Raw genomic sequence first — 17,279 nt, forward strand, 5'->3', positions numbered from 1 at the left:
CGTGTTTTCGAGGTGTGAAAAATGCGTAGAAATTCCAAGTATATCGCTGGTCTCGGCCTGTCAGGTTCGACCGTTGCCGTAGCGATCGCCGCTGCGACAGCTCTTACCGCGACCCCTGCCATGGCTGCTCCACCCGAAGAATGCGTAGTGCTTTCGGACGGCGTGGTTCTGATTATCGCGGGCGACGCGGCGGGCATCGACTCGCTGGCCTGCGGCACGGGTTCCAACGCAACGGGTGCTTCGACCACCGCGATCGGCCAGCGTGCGCAGGCCGTTTCGGCCAGCGCCACCGCGCTCGGCGCGCGGGCCAATGCTTCGGGTGCGGCTGCAACCGCAACCGGTTATGAATCGCAGGCTACCGGTAGCGGCGCGACGGCGAACGGCTCGGGTGCGCAGGCAACCGGTGCCATCTCGACCGCGATCGGCCGCCAGGCAGTCGCTACCGGCGGTTCGAGCACCGCAGTGGGTGCGCAATCCATGGCATTGGCTGACCGGGCGACCGCCGTTGGCCAGAGTGCAATGGCGACGGGTCTGGAATCGACCACCACCGGTGTCGGTTCGCTTGCTTCGGGCACGGGATCGACCGCAAACGGGTTCGGCGCGCAGGCGACCGGGAATACCAGCGTCGCGGTCGGTAATGCGGCGCTCGCCTCGGGCGACGACGGGGTCGCAATCGGCGACCTCGCGCAATCGACCGGCCTGAATTCGATCGCCGCCGGTGCCGAATCGGTGGCATCGCAGCCGGGCACATCGGCCTTCGGCTGGCGCGCAATGGCGACCGGTACCCGGGCAACCGCTCTGGGCCATCTTGCGGTCGCGTCGGGCGAGCGTTCGCTGGCTGTTGGCGAAGCCGCCAGTTCCACGGCTTTGACCTCGGTTGCAGTCGGCAACCTGGCGCAGGCAACCGACGAGGATGCAGTGGCGGTAGGCGATCTTGCGCTTGCAAGCGGCTTCCATGCGACGGCTGTCGGCGGTGAGTCCGTGGCCAGCGGCCGTGGGGCCCAGTCGTTCGGCTGGCAATCGGTTGCCAGCGGCAATCTCAGCCTTGCCGCCGGTCATCAGGCGCAAGCAACGGGTGTGCGATCGACCGCAGTTGGCAAATCCGCGCTCGCCGGTGCCGATTTCAGCACCGCAGTCGGCAACGACGCATTCGCGCTGGCAACCGGATCGGTAGCGGTCGGCAACACCGCAACCGCCAATGATCTCGAAAACACCGCAGTCGGCCAGAACGCCACTACCGCCGGCGTTGGAGCGAGCGCCTTTGGTGATGGTGCCAATGCCAATGGTGCTTCCGCTACGGCAATCGGTCGACAGGCGCAGGCTACCGGGGCCAATGCTTCGGCGATCGGTGCCAACTCGGTCGCCGCTTTCGCAGGTTCGACTGCGATCGGGGCCGGTGCCACCACCGACCGCGCCAACCAAGTCAAGCTGGGCGGCGCAGGCAGCTCGGTGACGATCGGCGATCTCGCAGCCAGCACGGCGGCGCAGACCGGGACGATCTTCATCGCCACCACCGATGCCAGCGGCACGCTGGGCCAGGGTGTCGACGTGACCACGCTCGCTTCGGCGGCATCGGTGGCTGCACTCGATACGCGGGTGACGACCAACACCGCCAACATTGCGGCCAATGCCACGGCGATCACGGCGCTCGATACCCGGGTGACGACAGCGGAAGCGAATATCGCCACAAATACGGCAAACATCGCCACCAACACCGCAAACATCGCCACCAATACGGCGGGCATCGCAACGAACGTGACCAACATCGCAGCCAATACGGCGGCGATCGGCGCGCTCGACACGAGGGTGACGACCAATACCAACAATATTGCCGCAGCCGTCGCGGTGAACAACACCCAGAACACCCGGCTCACGGCGGTGGAAGCGCTGAATGCCACCCAATCCACTCAGATTGCCGGGTTGCAAACGCTCACCAGCACCCACACCGCGCAGATCAACGACCTGTTCGGCCAGACGGCGTCGAACCGTGCGGCGATCGACCGGGCCAACGAAGGTGTCGCGATGGCGCTGGCGATGGAATCGCCGATGCTTCCGGGTGACACCAACTTCGCCCTGTCGGGCGGCGTGGGCTACTTCGAAGACCAGGGTGCAGGCACCGTGGCGCTCACCGCGCGCCTCGGCGAGAACGCTGCATTCTCGGCCGGCGTCGGTATCGGCTTCGATAGCGGTGAAGTCGGTGCACGTGGCGGCTTCCAAGTCGCCTGGTAATCCGTTAGTCGAGCGGTCATGAACATGATCGCAACCAACTCGAAGATGCCGGGGCGCCATGCCCCGGCATTTTTCTTTGCCCTGATCCTTGCTTTGGCCGGTTCCTCTGCGGGGGCCCAGGCGCAACCCTTGCAGGGGCAACCGCAGGTCCAGCCGCTTCCGTCGGTGCGGCCGACACCAAGCCAGCTTGAATTGTCCAAGATGATCTGGTCGACTTTTGCGGCGGTCGATCAGGCCAACCGGTCGGGCAATTACTCGGTGCTGCGCGATCTTTCCGCCCAAGGCTTCCAGATCGCCAACACCCCCGCGCGCCTGTCCGAAATCTTTGCCGGACTGCGCAATTCGCAGATCGACCTGTCGAACGCACTGCTGATCCCGCCAACCTACACCGAGCCGCCGCAACTGCTGCGGGAGGATATCTTCCAGGTTCGGGGCATCTTCCAGCTGCGGCCGATTTCGCTGGGTTTCGATCTGACGTTCCAGTGGGAAGCCGGCCAATGGAAGCTGTACGGGATCAACATCGCGCCGCTGGAGATGACCCAGCAGGCTCCCGAGCAGCGTCGCTAGTCAGTCAGAGAACGGTATGGCCCATCGGGGGCGGAGGCACACCAAGCGCTTCCCCCATCCGGCGCAGCGCGGCGATCTTGCTTTCAAGCGGCTGCCAGTCGTCACGGTCGGCGATGGCCGCCCAGATGGTTTCCACCTCGTCGATCAGCATCGATTGCGGCATGCCGTCGGTCCAGTATCCATGATCGTCGTCAACCCGCCGGTGGCCTGCCACGACATCTGACAATTCGCCCGCCGCATCCGATCCCGCGCGGTGATTGTAGAAGAACGCGTCAGGCCCGAGCTTGTGCTCGCGCATGAATTTCTCGCTCGCGGCGACCAGTGCGGCATCTTCATCCGGGCCCAGCGGTTCCAACCCCAGCCGCCAGCACCACCGGCGCGCGATTGCCTGCATGTAGAGCGGCCCGAACCGCTCCATCGCCGCGAGCAGCGGCGGCGCATCGGCCAGCAGGCGCAAGGAAACCGCGAGCTGGCCGCAGTTCCAGTGCAGTGCCTCGGGCTGGCGCCCGAAGGCATAGAGCCCCTGCTGGTCGAAATAGGCGGCGGTGAAGCCGGGGTCCCACGTCGGCAGCCAGCGCCACGGGCCATAGTCGAAGCTCTCGCCGGTCACGTTCATGTTGTCGGTGTTCAGAACGCCATGAACAAATCCTGCGACCATCCATGCGGCGGCAAGATCGGCCAGCCGTTCGACGACCTGGTGCATCAGGATCACCGCAGGCTCCGTCCGTCCCGGGGCATCGGCGGGCGGCATCGGCCCGGGAAAGTTCGCCAGGCAGTAAGCGATGAGCTGCTCCATCTGCCCAGCTTCCTCCAGTGCCAGCAGGCGCTGGAAGGTGCCGATGCGGATGTGCCCGTGACTGAGGCGAACCATCACTGCCGATCGCGTGGGCGAAGGCTCGTCGCCGCGCCATAGTTCCTCGCCGGTTTCGATCACGGAGAAGGTCTTCGAGGTATAGACACCCAGCGCCTCGAGCATTTCGGTCGCGAGGATTTCGCGCACCGCGCCCTTCAGCGTGAGCCGCCCGTCGGCGGTACGGCTGTAGGGCGTCCGGCCGGAGCCCTTGGTCCCCAGATCGAGCAAGCGGTCCGAGCCATCGCGCAGCTGGGCGAAGAGAAACCCGCGACCATCGCCGATTTCGGGGTTGTAAACCCGGAACTGGTGCCCGTGGTAACGCAGCGCGAGCGGCTGCGGCAGGTTGCCGGGAAGCGGCTCGAAACGTCCGAAATGGCGGCACCATGCCTCGTCGGCGAGGCTATCGAGTCCGACGGTGGTCGCCGCGCGCTGGTTGCGGAAGCGCAATGTCGCCGCCGGGAAATCGGCTGGCTCGACCGCGTCGCCGAGCCACGGGGCGATCGCCTCGATCGCCCTGTCGGGCCTGTAGTCGGCATCGCCAGCCTTGCTCTGCATCACGCGACAGTGGCCTTGCGCGCCGAAAGCTGCAATGGGTTGGCCGAAACTTTTCCGGCACCCCTGCCGATTGCATCGAGGACTTGAACCGTACCGATGGAACCGACTTATTCTGATCGATTCTGGACCAGCCAGGACGGTCTGAAGCTGCATTTCCGCGACTATCCGGGCGGCGCGGGTCGCCCGCCGGTGTTGTGCATGCACGGCCTCACGCGCAATGCGCGCGATTTCGCCGAGCTTGCCGGGCGGCTGGCCGGGGACTGGCGGGTCATCGTACCCGAAATGCGCGGACGCGGGATGAGCGAGTATGCGTCGGATCCGGCAACCTACACGCCGCTGCATTACGCGCAGGATATCCTTGCATTGCTCGAACAGGAGAAGATCGACCGCTTCGTTGCGATCGGAACTTCGCTGGGCGGGCTGATGACCATGCTATTGGCCGCCATCGACCCCGCCCGGATCGCTGCCGCAGCGCTTAACGATGTGGGTCCGCAACTCGAAGCGGCAGGGATCGAGCGCATCCGCGAGTATGTGGGGCAGGGGCGCAGCTACGCCACGTGGATGCACGCCGCCCGTGCCTTGTCCGACCAGCATGGCGAAGCGCATCCGGAATTCGGGATCGAGCAATGGCTCGACATGGCGAAGCGCGCGATGGTGGTTCAGCAGAACGGCCGGATCGGCTACGACTACGACATGAAGATCGCGGAACCGTTCGGAGAGGCTGGAGGAGAGGCTCCGCAAGACATGTGGCCGGCATTCGAAGCGCTTGGCACAAAACCTGTTCTGGTGCTGCGGGGCGAGAAGTCCGACATCCTTGCGCAAGCCACGCTCGACGCGATGCGTGCACGGCTCCCCAATTGCGAGGCGGTTGTCGTGCCGCAAGTCGGTCATGCGCCGATGCTCAACGAACCCGAAGCGGTCGCAGCTATCGACAGATTGCTCGCGCAAGCAAGATGACCGGCACCGCGATTGCGCCCGCGCGTATCCTGCATCTTCATTCGACCTTTTCCGCCGGCGGCAAGGAGCTGCGCTGTGTCCAGCTGATCAATGCTTTCGGGCCGGGCGTGCAGCACACGATCGTCTCCGCAGTTCCGGACAGGATGGAGGCTGCGAAACTGATCGCGCGCGACATCGCGGTCGAATACCCGCGCGATTTCCCTTCGCTGCAAGGCAAGCCGCTGCCGGGGCGGCTTCTCCGCCTCGCGCGGGCGATGCAGGGTTACGACTTGGTTGTGACCTACAATTGGGGCGCGATCGACGCGGCGATGGCGCACATGGTGTTCAGCGGCCATTTCGGCCTGCCCCCGCTGATCCACCATGAGGACGGGTTCAACGAAGACGAACGGACGCGGCTCAAGACTCGCCGCAACTGGTACCGCCGGATTGCGCTGGCCCGCGCGGCCAGGCTGGTCGTGCCGTCCGAAACGCTCGAGCGGATCGCGCTCGTGACCTGGCAATTGCCGATCAATCAGGTGGAGCAGATCGCCAACGGGATATGTACCGCTGCCTTCGAGCGCCCTGGGCGCGGCAATGCCATTCCCGGCATCCGCAAGTCCGAGGGCGATCTGTGGGTGGGCACACTGGCAGGCTTGCGCAAGGTCAAGAACCTGCCCGCGCTGGTTCGCGCCTTCGCCCGGTTGCCTGAGCCGTGGAAGCTGGTCATCGTAGGCGAGGGTCCCGAGGAAGCGGCAATCCGCACGCAAGCAGCTGAGCTGGGCTTGACCGACCGCGTCCACCTGCCGGGCTTTATTGCTCATCCGGCAAACTACGTCGGGCTGTTCGACATTTTCGCGCTGTCGTCACATTCCGAGCAATTCCCGATCTCGGTGATCGAGGCCATGGCGGCTGGCCTGCCCATTGTCGCGCCCGCCGTTGGGGACATCGCGCACATGGTCAGCGATGAGAACCGCAGTCTCATCGCACCTGCCGGCGACGAAGCGGCTTTTGCCGATCGGCTGGCAGAGACAGCAAGCGAAGCAACGTTGCGTGCGCAGATTGGCGCAGCCAATCGCGAAAAGGCGCGCAAGGAGTACGACGAGGGCGCGATGATTGCGCGGTATCGCCGTCTCTATGCCAATACGATGGGGCGCAGGTCCTTGCCCTAGGCCCCGCAGCCCGCTTCATCCTCGGTTCAAGCTTCGGGGGACACCAGCAGAGTTCTGAATTGCATCGCGTCGTCCATCGTCTAAAGACGCGGGACCCGTTTTCTAGCAGATTGGAAGAGCCCGCACGTGGCCCTGAAACCGACTTCGAGTTCAACCCCGACCGACAAGAAGGCACAGTTGCAAGCCGCACAGGACGAGGTCCTGCTGCGCGAGATCGACGATGCCGTCCGGCAGGACCAATATGCCGATATCGCCAGGAAGCACGGCAAGACGATCCTTGGGATCGTGGCGGCATTCCTGCTGGCGTTCGGTGCCTATCTTTTCTGGGACAGTCGGCAGGAAGCCGCGATCGAAGCGGACAGCGAAGCGCTTGTCGCTGCGCTCGACCAGCTCGATGCCGGCAATCTGGATTCGGCATCGGCCCAGCTCGATGTGCTCATCGCCGAAAGCGACGGCGGGGTGAAGTCGAACGCGCAGATGCTCAAGGCCGGTATCGCGATGGAGCAGGGGCGCAATGCCGATGCGGCCAAGCTCTTCGCAGCCGTCGCTGCCGACGCGGATGCCGACCCGGCGATCCGTGATCTGGCAACTGTCCGCGAAGTCGCTGCAACTTTCGACCAGCGCAAGCCCGCCGACGTGATCGCGCGCCTTCAGAAGCTCGCTACTCCGGGCAATGCCTATTTCGGCAGCGCGGGCGAAATGGTCGCCATGGCCTATCTCAAGCAGGGCAAGCGCGCCGAAGCCGGTGCCCTCTTCGCGCAGATCGCCAAGGATGAGGATGTGCCCGAGACGCTTCGTTCGCGTGCCCGGCAAATGGCCGGTCTGCTGGGTGTCGACGCGATCGAGGACGTCGATGAAATCATAGGCCAGCTCAAGGAATCGCAAGGTACGGGTCCGGCCCCGATGCCGGCTCCGGCGCCCGCTCCGGCGCAATAAGATCGAGGACAGGATTGCAATGACCGCTAACATCACAACGCAGCGCCGAACCGGCCGCGCGCTTTCTCTGCTCCGCGCGGGAACCGCGCTCGCCCTCGCCGGCGCGCTGGGCGCCTGCGGCGTTTTGGGCGGCAACGACGGCCCCAAGGTTACGCCAACAGTGGGCGACCGGGTTCCGGTGCTGTCGCGGATCGAGACCGGGGCCAAGGTCGATCCCGGCCTGCAGAGTGTTAGTGTGGTGTTGCCTCCCGCCGAGGCCAATGCGGAATGGGCGCAGGCCGGAGGTAATGCGGGCAAGGCCAATGGACATCTGGCGCTGTCCGAAAACCCGTCACCGGCCTGGACCGCGTCGATTGCCGGTTCGACCAACCGCCGTCGCCTGGCCGCTGCTCCGGTGGTCGGAGGCAACACTCTGTTCGCGGTCGATACCAGCGGTGTCGTCCACGCACTCGATGCACAGTCCGGCGCGCGGCGCTGGACTTTCCGCATGAAGTTCGAAGACAATCAGGAAACTTCGGCCTTCGGCGGCGGCGTGAGCTACGCAGGTGGGCGCGTCTTTGCGACCAGCGGGGTGGGCGAAGTCGTCGCGCTTGACGCGCAGACGGGGGAGGAAATCTGGACCACCAAGCCCGCCGGTCCGCTGCGCGGTGCTCCGACGATCGCGTTCAACGCGATCTATGTCATGACGCAGGACAACCAGATCCATGCGCTCAACGCGGCGGATGGCAAGCTGCTGTGGGATGAATCGGGCTCGACCGCACAAGCGGGTGTGTTCGGCGTTGCCGCACCTGCGGCGGGTCAGGGCACGGTCGTTGCCGGTTACAGCTCGGGTGAACTGGTGGCCTATCGCTACGAGAACGGACGGACCCTGTGGTCCGATGCGCTCGCGCTGACCTCGATCTCGACCACGGTCGGATCGCTCTACGATATCGACGCCGATCCGATCATCAGCCAGGGCCGGGTCTACGCATTGGGCCAGGGCGGGCGCATGGCGGCCTATGAGCTGGTGACCGGGCAACGCCTTTGGGAACTCAACGTCGCCGGCATCTCCACCCCTGCGATTGCCGGCGAGTGGATCTTCGCGCTGACCGACGATGCGCGCCTGCTTGCCATCGCGCGGGCGACGGGCAAGGTGCGCTGGATCACGCAGCTACAGCGTTTCAAGGATGAGAAGGACAAGGAAGGCCCGATTTTCTGGACCGGACCTGTTCTGGCCGGCAACGCGCTGTGGGTAGCAAGCACCCGCGGGGCGATCTACAAGATCAGTCCGGGCGAGGGTTCGGCGACGCTGTACCGCGATCTGGGACAGCCGGTCTCGCTTCCGCCGATCGTCGCCAACAACACACTCTACGTGCTCGACGACAGCGGGACCATCCACGCTTTCCGATAGGCTTTTAAGCCATTGGAGACGACCCGTCCCGCAGCGGGATGGGTCGTCAGGGCATTACCGCGCCTTTAACCCTTGTGCGCTAGGCATGTGGCCGATGAGCGCGCACGATCACTCGGGTTTCGTCCACACGCGGACAGGGCCCCCGAAAAGCGATGTTTCGCCGGCGGTCGGGCTGGTGGGCCTCGCAGGCCTGCTCGCATGGGTGCTGTTCTGCCGCAACTATGCCGGGTTTGCCGAGGCACTTAGCCTGCCCGGACCGCGCGCTCCGCTCTCTGGGCCCTATGCGGCGCTGGCGGCGCTGTTGTTTTCCGGCGGCCCGATGGTCCTGTGGTCGATTTTAGTCGACAAGGTGCATCGCCGATCCTCGACCGGTATCGACTGGAACAGGCCGCGCCCGCTCGGCCACGATCTCGATGTGTCGGCGATCAAGCTGATCGGGCTGTGGGCGACCTTCGCCATCATTGCCGGTCTCTACTGCCTCGCGCGGTGGTATTGGGAGGGGCAGTATCTCTTCGCCATGGGCGTGCTCGGCGCGGCGGCCTTGCCGCTTATCGTCCTGTCGGTGCCCTATGTGTTGTGGATCGACCGGGTGCTGGTCGAACCGCGCGACCACGCATGGCACTTCGGCGCCATGATTACGGGGCGCTCCGGCTGGAGCCCCGAACAGGTCAAGAAGCACTGGCGCGCATGGATCATCAAGGGGTTCTTCAGCGCCTTCATGATCTCGATCCTGCCGGGCGGTTTCGCCGTCGTGGTAGAGAACGATGTGCAGGGCATCCTGGCCGACCCGGTGCGGCTTGCACTCTTGCTGACCGAACTGCTGTTCGTGATCGACGTCCAGATCGGAACCGTCGGCTACCTGCTCACCATGCGACCGCTCGATGCGCAGATCCGCAGCGGCAATCCCTTCCTCGGCGGCTGGGTCGCAGCGCTCGCGTGCTATCCGCCGTTCGCCTGGGGTATTCTCGGCACGATCCTCGCCTACGAGGTCAACACCGCCGGCTGGGCGCATTGGCTGGAGGGTAGTACGCTTGCACTTTACGCATGGGGCGGGCTGCTGGTGTTCCTCACCGCAGTCTACGCCTGGGCGACGATAGCCTTCGGCATCCGCTTCTCGAACCTGACCTATCGCGGCGTGCTGACCAATGGCCCATACCGCTTCACCCGTCACCCGGCCTATGTTTCGAAAAACCTGTTCTGGTGGTGCGCGGTGATGCCCTTCCTCGTGACCAGCGGATCGATGGTCGATGTGATCCGCAACACCTTCTTCCTCGGCTGCGTGAGCCTGATCTACTACCTGCGCGCCCGCACCGAAGAGGCGCACCTGCTGTGCGAGGATCCGAAATATCGCGAATACTACGACTGGATGGAACAGCACGGGCTGATCACCAGCAGACTCGCGCGCCTGCGCCGTATGTTCACCCCGCGGGGCAGGGCGACAGTGCAGCCCGCCGCATAATCAGGGCAGCGGCGTGCCGTCGTCGGTTTCGTAGAGGCGCAGGTCGCGGCCAAGCGGCGGATTGGCAGCCATCACCCCTCGAAACGACGCCATGTGTGCCGATGCGCCATGCACGGCGAGCGCCTCACGATCGCGCCACCGCTCGTATATGACCAGCACGTCCGGATCGCTCATGTCCTGCGCGAAAGTGTAGGTCAGGCACCCGTCTTCCGCGCGGCTGGCGGCGACCATCGCCTTCATGGCGTCGACCACATCGGGCTTCGCCGCGACCGTTCCCGGTGCCAGCCGGATGGTGCCATTGATCTGGATCATGCGTGCTCTCCCTGTCTCAAAAGCTCTGTTCGTAGACCCGCTTGATATCGCCCGCCCATTCCCCGTGGTAAAGGTCGAGCAGCCGCTGCGCTGGCACCTTGCCGCTGGCGACGATCTCGTCGAGCGTTTCGAGGAAGCCGCTCTCGTTGTCGCCGCTGTTGTTGAGCCGGGCGCGTGCCACCAGCCCCTGGCGCGATATTGCGAGCACTTGCTTCGCCAGGTCGAGCAGCTTGCGCCCGCCGGGGATCGGCGCGTCGAGCGCAAGCTTGGGCACCGCGTTGCGCAGCGCCTCGCGCTCTTCCATCGTCCAGTCCTTGACCAGGTCCCACGCCGCATCGAGCGCGGACTCGTCGTAGAGGATGCCGACCCAGAAAGCGGGCAGGGCGCAAATGCGGTTCCAAGGGCCGCCATCCGCGCCGCGCATCTCGAGGAAACTCTTGAGCCGCACCTCGGGAAACGCGGTCGACAGGTGGTCCCACCAGTCCCCCTCGCGCGGCTTCTCGCCCGGCAGGACGGAGAGCTTGCCGTCGAGGAAGTCGCGGAAACTTAGGCCCGAGGCATCGATGTATTTCCCGTCGCGGAAGACGAAGTACATCGGCACGTCGAGCATGTAATCGACATAGCGCTCGTATCCGAACCCTTCTTCGAACACGAAGGGCAGCATTCCGGTGCGATGCGGGTCGGTGTCGCTCCAGATGTGCGAGCGGTAGGACAGGAAGCCGTTGGGCTTGCCTTCGGTAAAGGGCGAATTGGCGAACAGCGCGGTGGCGAGCGGCTGCAGCGCGAGCGAAGAGCGGAACATCTTCGCCATCATCGCCTCGCTGCAATAGTCGAGATTGACCTGGATGGTGCAGGTGCGCAGCATCATGTCGAGGCCGAGGTTGCCGACGCGCGGCATGTGGCGCAGCATGATCTCGTAGCGCCCCTTGGGCATGATCGGCAGTTCATCGCGGGTCTTGTCGGGCCACATGCCGAGGCCGAGGAAACCGACCCCGCAACGCTCGCCAATCTCCTTGACCTGACTCAGGTGCCGCCCGGTCTCGGCGCAGGTTTCGTGCAGGTTTTCGAGCGGAGCGCCCGACAGTTCGAGCTGCCCGGCAGGTTCGAGGCTGACCGTGCCGTCGGACCCGCTCATCGCGATGACCTTTCCGCCTTCCTCCACCGGCTTCCAGCCGAAGGGCTGCAAATTCAGCAGCATGTCGCGGATACCGCAGGGTTCGTCATAAGAAGGGGCGCGGAAATCCTCCCGCTTGTAGACCAGCTTCTCGTGTTCGGTGCCGATGCGCCATGCGCTCTTGGGCTTCTCGCCTGCCTGCATCGGGGCGACCAGCTGGTCGCGGCTTTCGATGATCGGGTCTTCCCGGTCGGACGCCTCGCGTGTGCTCATGACGGTTGCGATAGGCAACCGATTGCTTGCGCGCCAGCGCAATTTTGCGCCCAGATCGCGTAGCTAATCTTGCCAGTCACCCGCGACTCCCATCCACAGGGCGGTGGCTGCGATGGCCGCCGTTTCCCCCCGCAGTATTCGGGGGCCGAGCGTGATCGGTTGCACCCGGGGGTGCGCACGGAGCAACGACCGCTCGGTATCGTCGAAGCCGCCTTCAGGGCCGGTCAGCAACGCAGCAGGTCCGCTATGGGCCGAGAAACAGGCGCGAGCAGGCTCAACCCCATTCTCGTCGGCGAAGAACAGCGCGCGATCCTCGGGCCAGTCGCGCAGCAGCGCCTCCAGCTTCATGGGCACCTGCACTTCGGGCAGCGCGGTCCTTGCGCACTGCTCGGCGGCCTCGGTCACGATGTGCTGCGCCCGCTCGAGGTTGAGCTTGTCGGCAACGCAGCGCCGGGTGAGGACAGGGCGAATTTCGGCCACGCCCAGCTCGGTCGCCTTCTCCAGCACGAGATCGAAGCGGTCCTTTTTGAGGAGGGCAGGGCAGAGCCAGAAATCGGAGACATCCTCGCGCTGGCGTAGGCGTTCCTCCACGATCACCTCGACCCGGCGCTTGCCGACCTGATCCACCCGCGCAGCCCATTCACCGGTCGCATTGTCGCACAGGATCACCGTGTCGCCTGCGCCAACGCGCATGACCTTGCTGAGGTAGTGCGCCTGATTGCCTTCGAGCGTGATGGCGCGGCTTGCGCCGAGTTCGTCCTGCACGAACAGGCGCGGTGCGCTTTTCGGAGGCCAGGCGGGGGTGGCGGGCATGGCTCGCCCTAACTCTGACCAACTCGAATGTCATCCCCGCGCAGGCGGGGATCCATGGACTGGTCGGCCAACCGGATGCAGCGGTCGACGTCGTTCCATGGATTCCCGCTTTCGCGGGAATGACAAGGGGGTTAGGTCGGGTCCAATGCCTGAACCCATTACTCACGCCAGTCCTGCCATCGTCCCCGATACTGAACATCGGGGCCTCGTCGCGCGACTGCCGCAATTGCCGCGCGATCTGGCCCAGCTTGCGCGGTTCGACCGGCCGATCGGCTGGTGGCTGCTGTTCTGGCCATGCGTCTGGGGCCTGTGGCTGGCGGGCGAGGGGTTCTGCTGGGAACTGCTCGGCTGGTTCCTAATCGGCAGCATCGCGATGCGCGGGGCGGGATGCGTGTACAACGATATCGTCGATGCCGATCTCGACCGGCAGGTTGCGCGCACTGCGTCGCGACCTGTCGCCAGCGGGCGTATTTCGAGCAAAGTCGCATGGATCTGGTTGATCTCGCTGTGCCTCGTCGGGCTGGTGGTGCTGTTGCAGCTGCGATGGGAGGCTCAGCTGGTCGCGCTGGCCAGCCTCGCGCTGGTCGCGGCCTATCCCTTCATGAAGCGGATCACCTGGTGGCCGCAGGCGTGGCTCGGACTGGTGTTCACCTGGGGCGCGCTGGTCGGCTGGGTCGCGATCCGCAGCGACCGGTGGGAGGTGCTCGCCGCGCTCTATGGCGGCGCAATCCTGTGGTGCGTGGGCTACGACACGATCTACGCCCTGCAGGACCGCGAGGACGACGCGCTGGTCGGCATTCGTTCGAGCGCCTTGCGACTGGGCGCTAAGGTCAAATCCGGCGTTGCGCTGTTCTATGGCGGAGCCGTGGCGCTGTGGGCGCTCGCCTTCTGGCTGCTGCGCGAGGACTGGATCGCGCTGCTCGCGCTGCTGCCGGTCGCGTGGCATCTCGCCTGGCAGGTGCTGACTCTCGACCCGGCCGATCCCGACAATCCGCTCGAGCGCTTCCGCTCGAACCGCTGGGCCGGGCTGCTGATGGCCGCTGCCTGCTTCGTTGTCGGCAACGCGGGGGCCTGAACCATGTGCAACCTCTACCGCATGACGAAGAACGCCGACGAGGTCGCCAAATGGTTCGATGCGATCGACCAGCTGGGCGGGGCGAATTTCGGGGCGGAGGTCTATCCGGGCTATCCCGGCGCGGTCATCGCCGGAGGGAAGCTGCGCCAGATGACCTGGGGTTTCCCGCTGGTGATGAAGGGCAGGAACGACCAGCCGCTCAAACCAAAGCCGGTCAACAACGCGCGCACCGACAAGCTCGACAGCTTCTTCTGGCGCTACAGCTTCGAGGAGCGGCGCTGCCTGATTCCGCTCACCGCCTGGGCCGAAGCGGAAGGGCCGAAGGGGGCCAAGACGCGCAGCTGGCTATCGCTTCCCGATGCCGAGCTGTTCGCCTGCGCGGCGGTGTGGCGCGACAGCGACGAGTGGGGTCCGGCCTATTCGATGGTGATGACCGACGCGGCGGGCCTGGCGACAGAGGTCCACACCCGCATGCCGGTGATCCTCGCGCCCGAAACCTACGCGCAATGGACCGGCGGCACGCCCGACGAGGCGAAGGCGTTATGCTGCCCGTGGCAGGGCGACCTCGTGCTCGATCGCACCGACCAGCCGTGGTCGGGCGGGGCAGCGGCGCAGGCGAGCCTGCTCTAGCGTCTTACTCGACCAGCACGCCGCCCTTAATCACCGCGTCGACATCGGTGAATTCGCCGACATTCTCAAGCGGGTTGCCGCTGACCGCGATGATATCCGCCCAGGCGCCGGGGCGAAGCGTGCCGACCTCACCCTTTTGGCCGAGCGCCTCCGACGCGTTGACCGTCGCCGCGCGGATCGCTTCGAGCGGAGTCATCCCGTATTCGACCATCACCGCGAACTGCCCGCCGACTTCCTCGTGCGGCATCACCCCGGCGTCGCTGCCGAAGACCATCCGCACGCCCGAATTGTGCGCCTTGCGGAAGTTGTCGCGCTGGACCTGCGCGATCTCGCGGTCCTTGCGCAGATTGTCCTCCAGCACCCCGTTCGCCTCGCCGGTGCGCTGGGTGTAGTCGGTGTTGTAGATGTCCATGCTGAAGAAGGTGCCACGCTCCTTGGCGAGGCGAATGCCTTCGTCGTCGACCAGGCTGGCGTGCTCGATCGTGTCGAACCCGGCGCGGATCGCCAGCTTGATGCCTTCGGCACCATGCGCGTGGGCGGCGACCTTGAGATCCCAGAAATGCGCCTCGTCGGCGATCGCCTGCAATTCCTCGAGCCGGAGCTGCGGCTGGCCCGGCTCGGTGTTGCGGCTGAACACGCCGCCGGTGGCGCAGACCTTGATCACTTCGGCCCCGTATTTGCGTTGCTCGCGCACGCGCAGGCGGAATTCGTCGGGGCTGTCGGCCACCCCGGGGCTCTTCGCGCCGAAGCTCGGCGGCAGATAGGTCTGATCGCAATGCCCGCCGGTCGCGCCGAGTGAGTAGTTGCCGTTGACGATGCGGGGGCCAACGATCCAGCCTTCCTCGATCGCCTGGTCGACGCCGGAGACGTTGTAGTCGCCATCGCCCACGTTGCGCACGGTGGTGAAGCCCGCCTTGAGCATCTTCTCCGCATTCACCACCGCGAGCACGGTGGCGAAGCGGTCGGTGAACTGGAGCGAGGAATAGCCGCCATACTCGGGCCGACCATCGAGATGGACATGCATGTCGATCAGGCCCGGCAGCAGCGTATGCCCAGCGAGATCGATCACCTTGCCATCTGTGGGTGCCGATGCACCGGATTCGACGCTAGCGATCTTGCCCTCGACGATCGTCACCAGCGGCTTCTCGACGAACTTGCCGGTCTCGACCTCGAGCAGGCGATCCGCGGTGACATAGACCGTTTCGGCATGGGCGGTGCCGGCGCTGAGGGCGAGGGCGGCAGAGACAAGAGCGAGGCGATATTTCATGGCGTTGATCCCCGACCTTCAGGATGAAGGCTTAGGGACCAGCATGGCATGAAGCCACGGCAGCGAAAAGTCGGCTTTGCGCGATTTGCGGCGCTTTTGCTTCGGATCGCGGGGCGGCGGGAACATAGACTCGCGGACCAGCGGCTCATTCATAGCTCACCACCTCGAACTCGATACCGTCCCAGTCGAAGAAGTAGAACCGCCGTCCGGGTTCATAGTCGTCGTGGCTGAACGGTTCGAGACCATGGACGATGACGACCTGCTCGGCTGCGTCGAGGTCATCGACCAGCAGGCCGACGTGGTTCAGCGGCACGCCCTTTGCGTAGTCTCCCCTGACCTTTTCGCTGGTGTAGAGCGCCAGGTAGTCGGCGCTGTTGCCGACATGGATGGTCCACCCGCCCATCGCGGAAGGGCCGCGCCAGCGTTCGTGCCAGCCGCATAGGTCGGTAAACAGCTTCGCGCTGCGTTCGGGGTCGGTGACGGAAAGATTGGCGTGTTCGATCTGGCCGTTCGGCATGGCGTCGCTCCTGCATTTCGCGAAACAGATGCCCTCGCGAATCGGGCGACATGACAAATGCAACCTCAAGTAAAGTTGAGGTCAAGGCGGAAATGGAGTAGCCCTGCAATCGATGAAAGCCACTGACCTGCTCACCATCGGTGATCTCGCGCGCCGCACCGGCCTGTCGGTCTCGGCAATCCGCTTTTATGAAGATAAGGGGTTGGTCGAGGCGCTGCGTACCGGTGGCAACCAACGGCGCTTCCTGCGCGCGGATATCCGGCGCTTGAGCTTCATCCTGATCGCGCAACAATTGGGCCTGTCGCTCGGCGAAATCGAGCAGGCGCTGTCGGGCCTGCCGCAGGGGCGCAATCCCAATGCTGCGGACTGGAAGCGGATCAGCCGGGACATCCGCCAGCGGATCGATGCGCGGATCGCGGCGCTGGAAAAGGTGCGCGAAGACCTCGACGGCTGCATCGGCTGCGGCTGCCTGAGCCTGAAGAAATGCTCGCTCTACAACGCGGGCGACATTTGGGGGGCGAGAGGAGCAGGTCCGCGCGTGCTGAGGTAGCATCGCCGATTGCGGCCAATACTTAACTCCCAGTTATCCTGGCCTTTACCCTTGTTGAACCTGTCACGCCTATCGCGGAACGATGCGATCGACCAAGTCCTACCTCTGCGCAACCACGATTCTGGCTGCAGGGCTGTGCGCCTTCGGCTCGGCACCTGCGTCTGCACAGACTTCGACTGCGCAGGGCACATCGCGGGCCAACATCGTGGTGCCGGTACAGATCACCAAGATTGCCGACCTCGCCTTCGGCAGCATCGTCGCCCCGGCAAGCGGCACGGGCCGGGTCACGATCAATGCCCGCACCGGCGCGCGGACGTCCAATGTCAACGCTTCTCCGGTGGGCACGGGTTTCAGCCGGGGGCGGTTTGTCGTGACCGGAAGGCCCAATACCGCCGTCAATCTGACAGTGGGCAGCCCGACGATCCAGCTAACCGGACCGGGCGCGCCGATGGTTGTCGACCAGTTGCGGGTCAACCGCAACAATGGAGGTCCGGGCGCGCTTCCACGGGTCTACACCATCCCGGCCAGCGGCACGATGAATGTGGGGTTCGGCGGGCGTCTGACTGTACCGACCGGGCAGGCTCCGGGCAATTACACCGGGACTTTCGACCTGACGGTCACCTATCAGTAGCGA

Annotated in this window: 17 protein-coding genes; 11 read left to right on the forward strand and 6 right to left on the reverse strand. The window is 65.1% G+C overall.

Going from position 1 to position 17,279, the window contains the following annotated elements; translation table 11 throughout:
- The first annotated feature begins 21 nt into the window (after positions 1 to 21).
- Positions 22 to 2,229, forward strand: a complete 2,208-nt coding sequence (locus NSO95_RS14395) for a YadA-like family protein (protein ID WP_257597004.1) — start codon at positions 22 to 24, stop codon at positions 2,227 to 2,229.
- Positions 2,230 to 2,247: 18 nt separating this feature from the next.
- Complete coding sequence (locus NSO95_RS14400) at positions 2,248 to 2,796, forward strand: hypothetical protein (protein ID WP_257597005.1); 549 nt, start codon at positions 2,248 to 2,250, stop codon at positions 2,794 to 2,796.
- 4 nt (positions 2,797 to 2,800) lie between these two features.
- Here the strand turns inward: NSO95_RS14400 and NSO95_RS14405 are convergent, their stop codons facing one another.
- A complete protein-coding gene (locus NSO95_RS14405; RefSeq protein WP_257597006.1) occupies positions 2,801 to 4,204 on the reverse strand; it encodes a protein adenylyltransferase SelO family protein in 1,404 nt (467 codons plus the stop codon).
- A 96-nt stretch (positions 4,205 to 4,300) separates the two neighbouring features.
- Here NSO95_RS14405 and NSO95_RS14410 point away from each other — a divergent pair, with 96 nt between their 5' ends.
- The 5 genes from NSO95_RS14410 to NSO95_RS14430 all read left to right on the forward strand — a co-directional run bounded on the left by NSO95_RS14410 (position 4,301) and on the right by NSO95_RS14430 (position 10,094).
- On the forward strand, positions 4,301 to 5,161 hold the full coding sequence (locus NSO95_RS14410) for an alpha/beta fold hydrolase (protein WP_257597007.1): 861 nt from the start codon (positions 4,301 to 4,303) through the stop codon (positions 5,159 to 5,161).
- Positions 5,158 to 6,309 (forward strand): glycosyltransferase, encoded by a 1,152-nt coding sequence (locus NSO95_RS14415; RefSeq protein WP_257597008.1) that lies wholly within the window; start codon positions 5,158 to 5,160, stop codon positions 6,307 to 6,309. Before NSO95_RS14410 ends, NSO95_RS14415 begins: the two co-directional genes overlap by 4 nt.
- Before the next feature lie 126 nt (positions 6,310 to 6,435).
- Positions 6,436 to 7,245: a tetratricopeptide repeat protein gene (locus tag NSO95_RS14420; RefSeq protein WP_257597009.1), complete on the forward strand. Its 810-nt coding sequence runs from the start codon at positions 6,436 to 6,438 to the stop codon at positions 7,243 to 7,245.
- Between the two features lie 19 nt (positions 7,246 to 7,264).
- Positions 7,265 to 8,635, forward strand: a complete 1,371-nt coding sequence (locus tag NSO95_RS14425) for an outer membrane protein assembly factor BamB family protein (RefSeq protein ID WP_257597010.1) — start codon at positions 7,265 to 7,267, stop codon at positions 8,633 to 8,635.
- A gap of 94 nt (positions 8,636 to 8,729) precedes the next feature.
- The gene (locus tag NSO95_RS14430) at positions 8,730 to 10,094 is read left to right on the forward strand and encodes a methyltransferase family protein (RefSeq protein ID WP_257597011.1); all 1,365 of its coding nucleotides are present in this window, start codon (positions 8,730 to 8,732) and stop codon (positions 10,092 to 10,094) included.
- Here NSO95_RS14430 and NSO95_RS14435 read toward each other — a convergent pair whose 3' ends face one another.
- From NSO95_RS14435 to NSO95_RS14445, 3 genes are all read right to left on the reverse strand, one after another.
- Complete coding sequence (locus tag NSO95_RS14435) at positions 10,095 to 10,406, reverse strand: putative quinol monooxygenase (protein ID WP_257597012.1); 312 nt, start codon at positions 10,404 to 10,406, stop codon at positions 10,095 to 10,097. It lies immediately after the preceding gene.
- Positions 10,407 to 10,422: 16 nt separating this feature from the next.
- A complete protein-coding gene (locus NSO95_RS14440; protein ID WP_257597013.1) occupies positions 10,423 to 11,793 on the reverse strand; it encodes a glutamate--cysteine ligase in 1,371 nt (456 codons plus the stop codon).
- Positions 11,794 to 11,856: 63 nt separating this feature from the next.
- On the reverse strand, positions 11,857 to 12,606 hold the full coding sequence (locus tag NSO95_RS14445) for a 16S rRNA (uracil(1498)-N(3))-methyltransferase (RefSeq protein WP_257597014.1): 750 nt from the start codon (positions 12,604 to 12,606) through the stop codon (positions 11,857 to 11,859).
- Positions 12,607 to 12,751: 145 nt separating this feature from the next.
- Here NSO95_RS14445 and ubiA point away from each other — a divergent pair, with 145 nt between their 5' ends.
- Positions 12,752 to 13,681 carry a 4-hydroxybenzoate octaprenyltransferase gene (gene ubiA, locus NSO95_RS14450; RefSeq protein WP_257597015.1) on the forward strand — a complete coding sequence of 310 codons (930 nt, stop codon included), beginning with the start codon at positions 12,752 to 12,754 and terminating at the stop codon, positions 13,679 to 13,681.
- Positions 13,682 to 13,684: 3 nt separating this feature from the next.
- Positions 13,685 to 14,311 carry an SOS response-associated peptidase gene (locus NSO95_RS14455; RefSeq protein ID WP_257597016.1) on the forward strand — a complete coding sequence of 209 codons (627 nt, stop codon included), beginning with the start codon at positions 13,685 to 13,687 and terminating at the stop codon, positions 14,309 to 14,311.
- 4 nt (positions 14,312 to 14,315) lie between these two features.
- On the opposite strand, the gene NSO95_RS14460 is transcribed toward NSO95_RS14455, so the two are convergent.
- Positions 14,316 to 15,578, reverse strand: a complete 1,263-nt coding sequence (locus NSO95_RS14460) for a Xaa-Pro dipeptidase (RefSeq protein WP_257597017.1) — start codon at positions 15,576 to 15,578, stop codon at positions 14,316 to 14,318.
- A gap of 145 nt (positions 15,579 to 15,723) precedes the next feature.
- On the reverse strand, positions 15,724 to 16,095 hold the full coding sequence (locus NSO95_RS14465; RefSeq protein ID WP_257597018.1) for a VOC family protein: 372 nt from the start codon (positions 16,093 to 16,095) through the stop codon (positions 15,724 to 15,726).
- Positions 16,096 to 16,207: 112 nt separating this feature from the next.
- Here NSO95_RS14465 and soxR point away from each other — a divergent pair, with 112 nt between their 5' ends.
- Positions 16,208 to 16,645 carry a redox-sensitive transcriptional activator SoxR gene (gene soxR, locus NSO95_RS14470; protein WP_257597019.1) on the forward strand — a complete coding sequence of 146 codons (438 nt, stop codon included), beginning with the start codon at positions 16,208 to 16,210 and terminating at the stop codon, positions 16,643 to 16,645.
- Between the two features lie 82 nt (positions 16,646 to 16,727).
- Positions 16,728 to 17,276, forward strand: coding sequence for a DUF4402 domain-containing protein (locus NSO95_RS14475; RefSeq protein ID WP_257597020.1), 549 nt, complete (start codon positions 16,728 to 16,730; stop codon positions 17,274 to 17,276).
- The last annotated feature ends 3 nt before the right edge of the window (positions 17,277 to 17,279 follow it).

Source organism: Parerythrobacter lacustris, assembly GCF_024626475.1.
Lineage (GTDB): Bacteria > Pseudomonadota > Alphaproteobacteria > Sphingomonadales > Sphingomonadaceae > Parerythrobacter_A > Parerythrobacter_A lacustris.

Coding starts and splice junctions, on each gene's coding strand:
- NSO95_RS14395 (WP_257597004.1), top strand. CDS start 22: ATGCGTAGAAATTCCAAGTATATCGCTGGTCTCGGCCTGTCAGGTTCG.
- NSO95_RS14400 (WP_257597005.1), top strand. CDS start 2,248: ATGAACATGATCGCAACCAACTCGAAGATGCCGGGGCGCCATGCCCCG.
- NSO95_RS14405 (WP_257597006.1), bottom strand. CDS start 4,204: ATGCAGAGCAAGGCTGGCGATGCCGACTACAGGCCCGACAGGGCGATC.
- NSO95_RS14410 (WP_257597007.1), top strand. CDS start 4,301: ATGGAACCGACTTATTCTGATCGATTCTGGACCAGCCAGGACGGTCTG.
- NSO95_RS14415 (WP_257597008.1), top strand. CDS start 5,158: ATGACCGGCACCGCGATTGCGCCCGCGCGTATCCTGCATCTTCATTCG.
- NSO95_RS14425 (WP_257597010.1), top strand. CDS start 7,265: ATGACCGCTAACATCACAACGCAGCGCCGAACCGGCCGCGCGCTTTCT.
- NSO95_RS14430 (WP_257597011.1), top strand. CDS start 8,730: ATGAGCGCGCACGATCACTCGGGTTTCGTCCACACGCGGACAGGGCCC.
- NSO95_RS14435 (WP_257597012.1), bottom strand. CDS start 10,406: ATGATCCAGATCAATGGCACCATCCGGCTGGCACCGGGAACGGTCGCG.
- NSO95_RS14440 (WP_257597013.1), bottom strand. CDS start 11,793: ATGAGCACACGCGAGGCGTCCGACCGGGAAGACCCGATCATCGAAAGC.
- NSO95_RS14445 (WP_257597014.1), bottom strand. CDS start 12,606: ATGCCCGCCACCCCCGCCTGGCCTCCGAAAAGCGCACCGCGCCTGTTC.
- ubiA (WP_257597015.1), top strand. CDS start 12,752: ATGCCTGAACCCATTACTCACGCCAGTCCTGCCATCGTCCCCGATACT.
- NSO95_RS14455 (WP_257597016.1), top strand. CDS start 13,685: ATGTGCAACCTCTACCGCATGACGAAGAACGCCGACGAGGTCGCCAAA.
- NSO95_RS14460 (WP_257597017.1), bottom strand. CDS start 15,578: ATGAAATATCGCCTCGCTCTTGTCTCTGCCGCCCTCGCCCTCAGCGCC.
- NSO95_RS14465 (WP_257597018.1), bottom strand. CDS start 16,095: ATGCCGAACGGCCAGATCGAACACGCCAATCTTTCCGTCACCGACCCC.
- soxR (WP_257597019.1), top strand. CDS start 16,208: ATGAAAGCCACTGACCTGCTCACCATCGGTGATCTCGCGCGCCGCACC.
- NSO95_RS14475 (WP_257597020.1), top strand. CDS start 16,728: ATGCGATCGACCAAGTCCTACCTCTGCGCAACCACGATTCTGGCTGCA.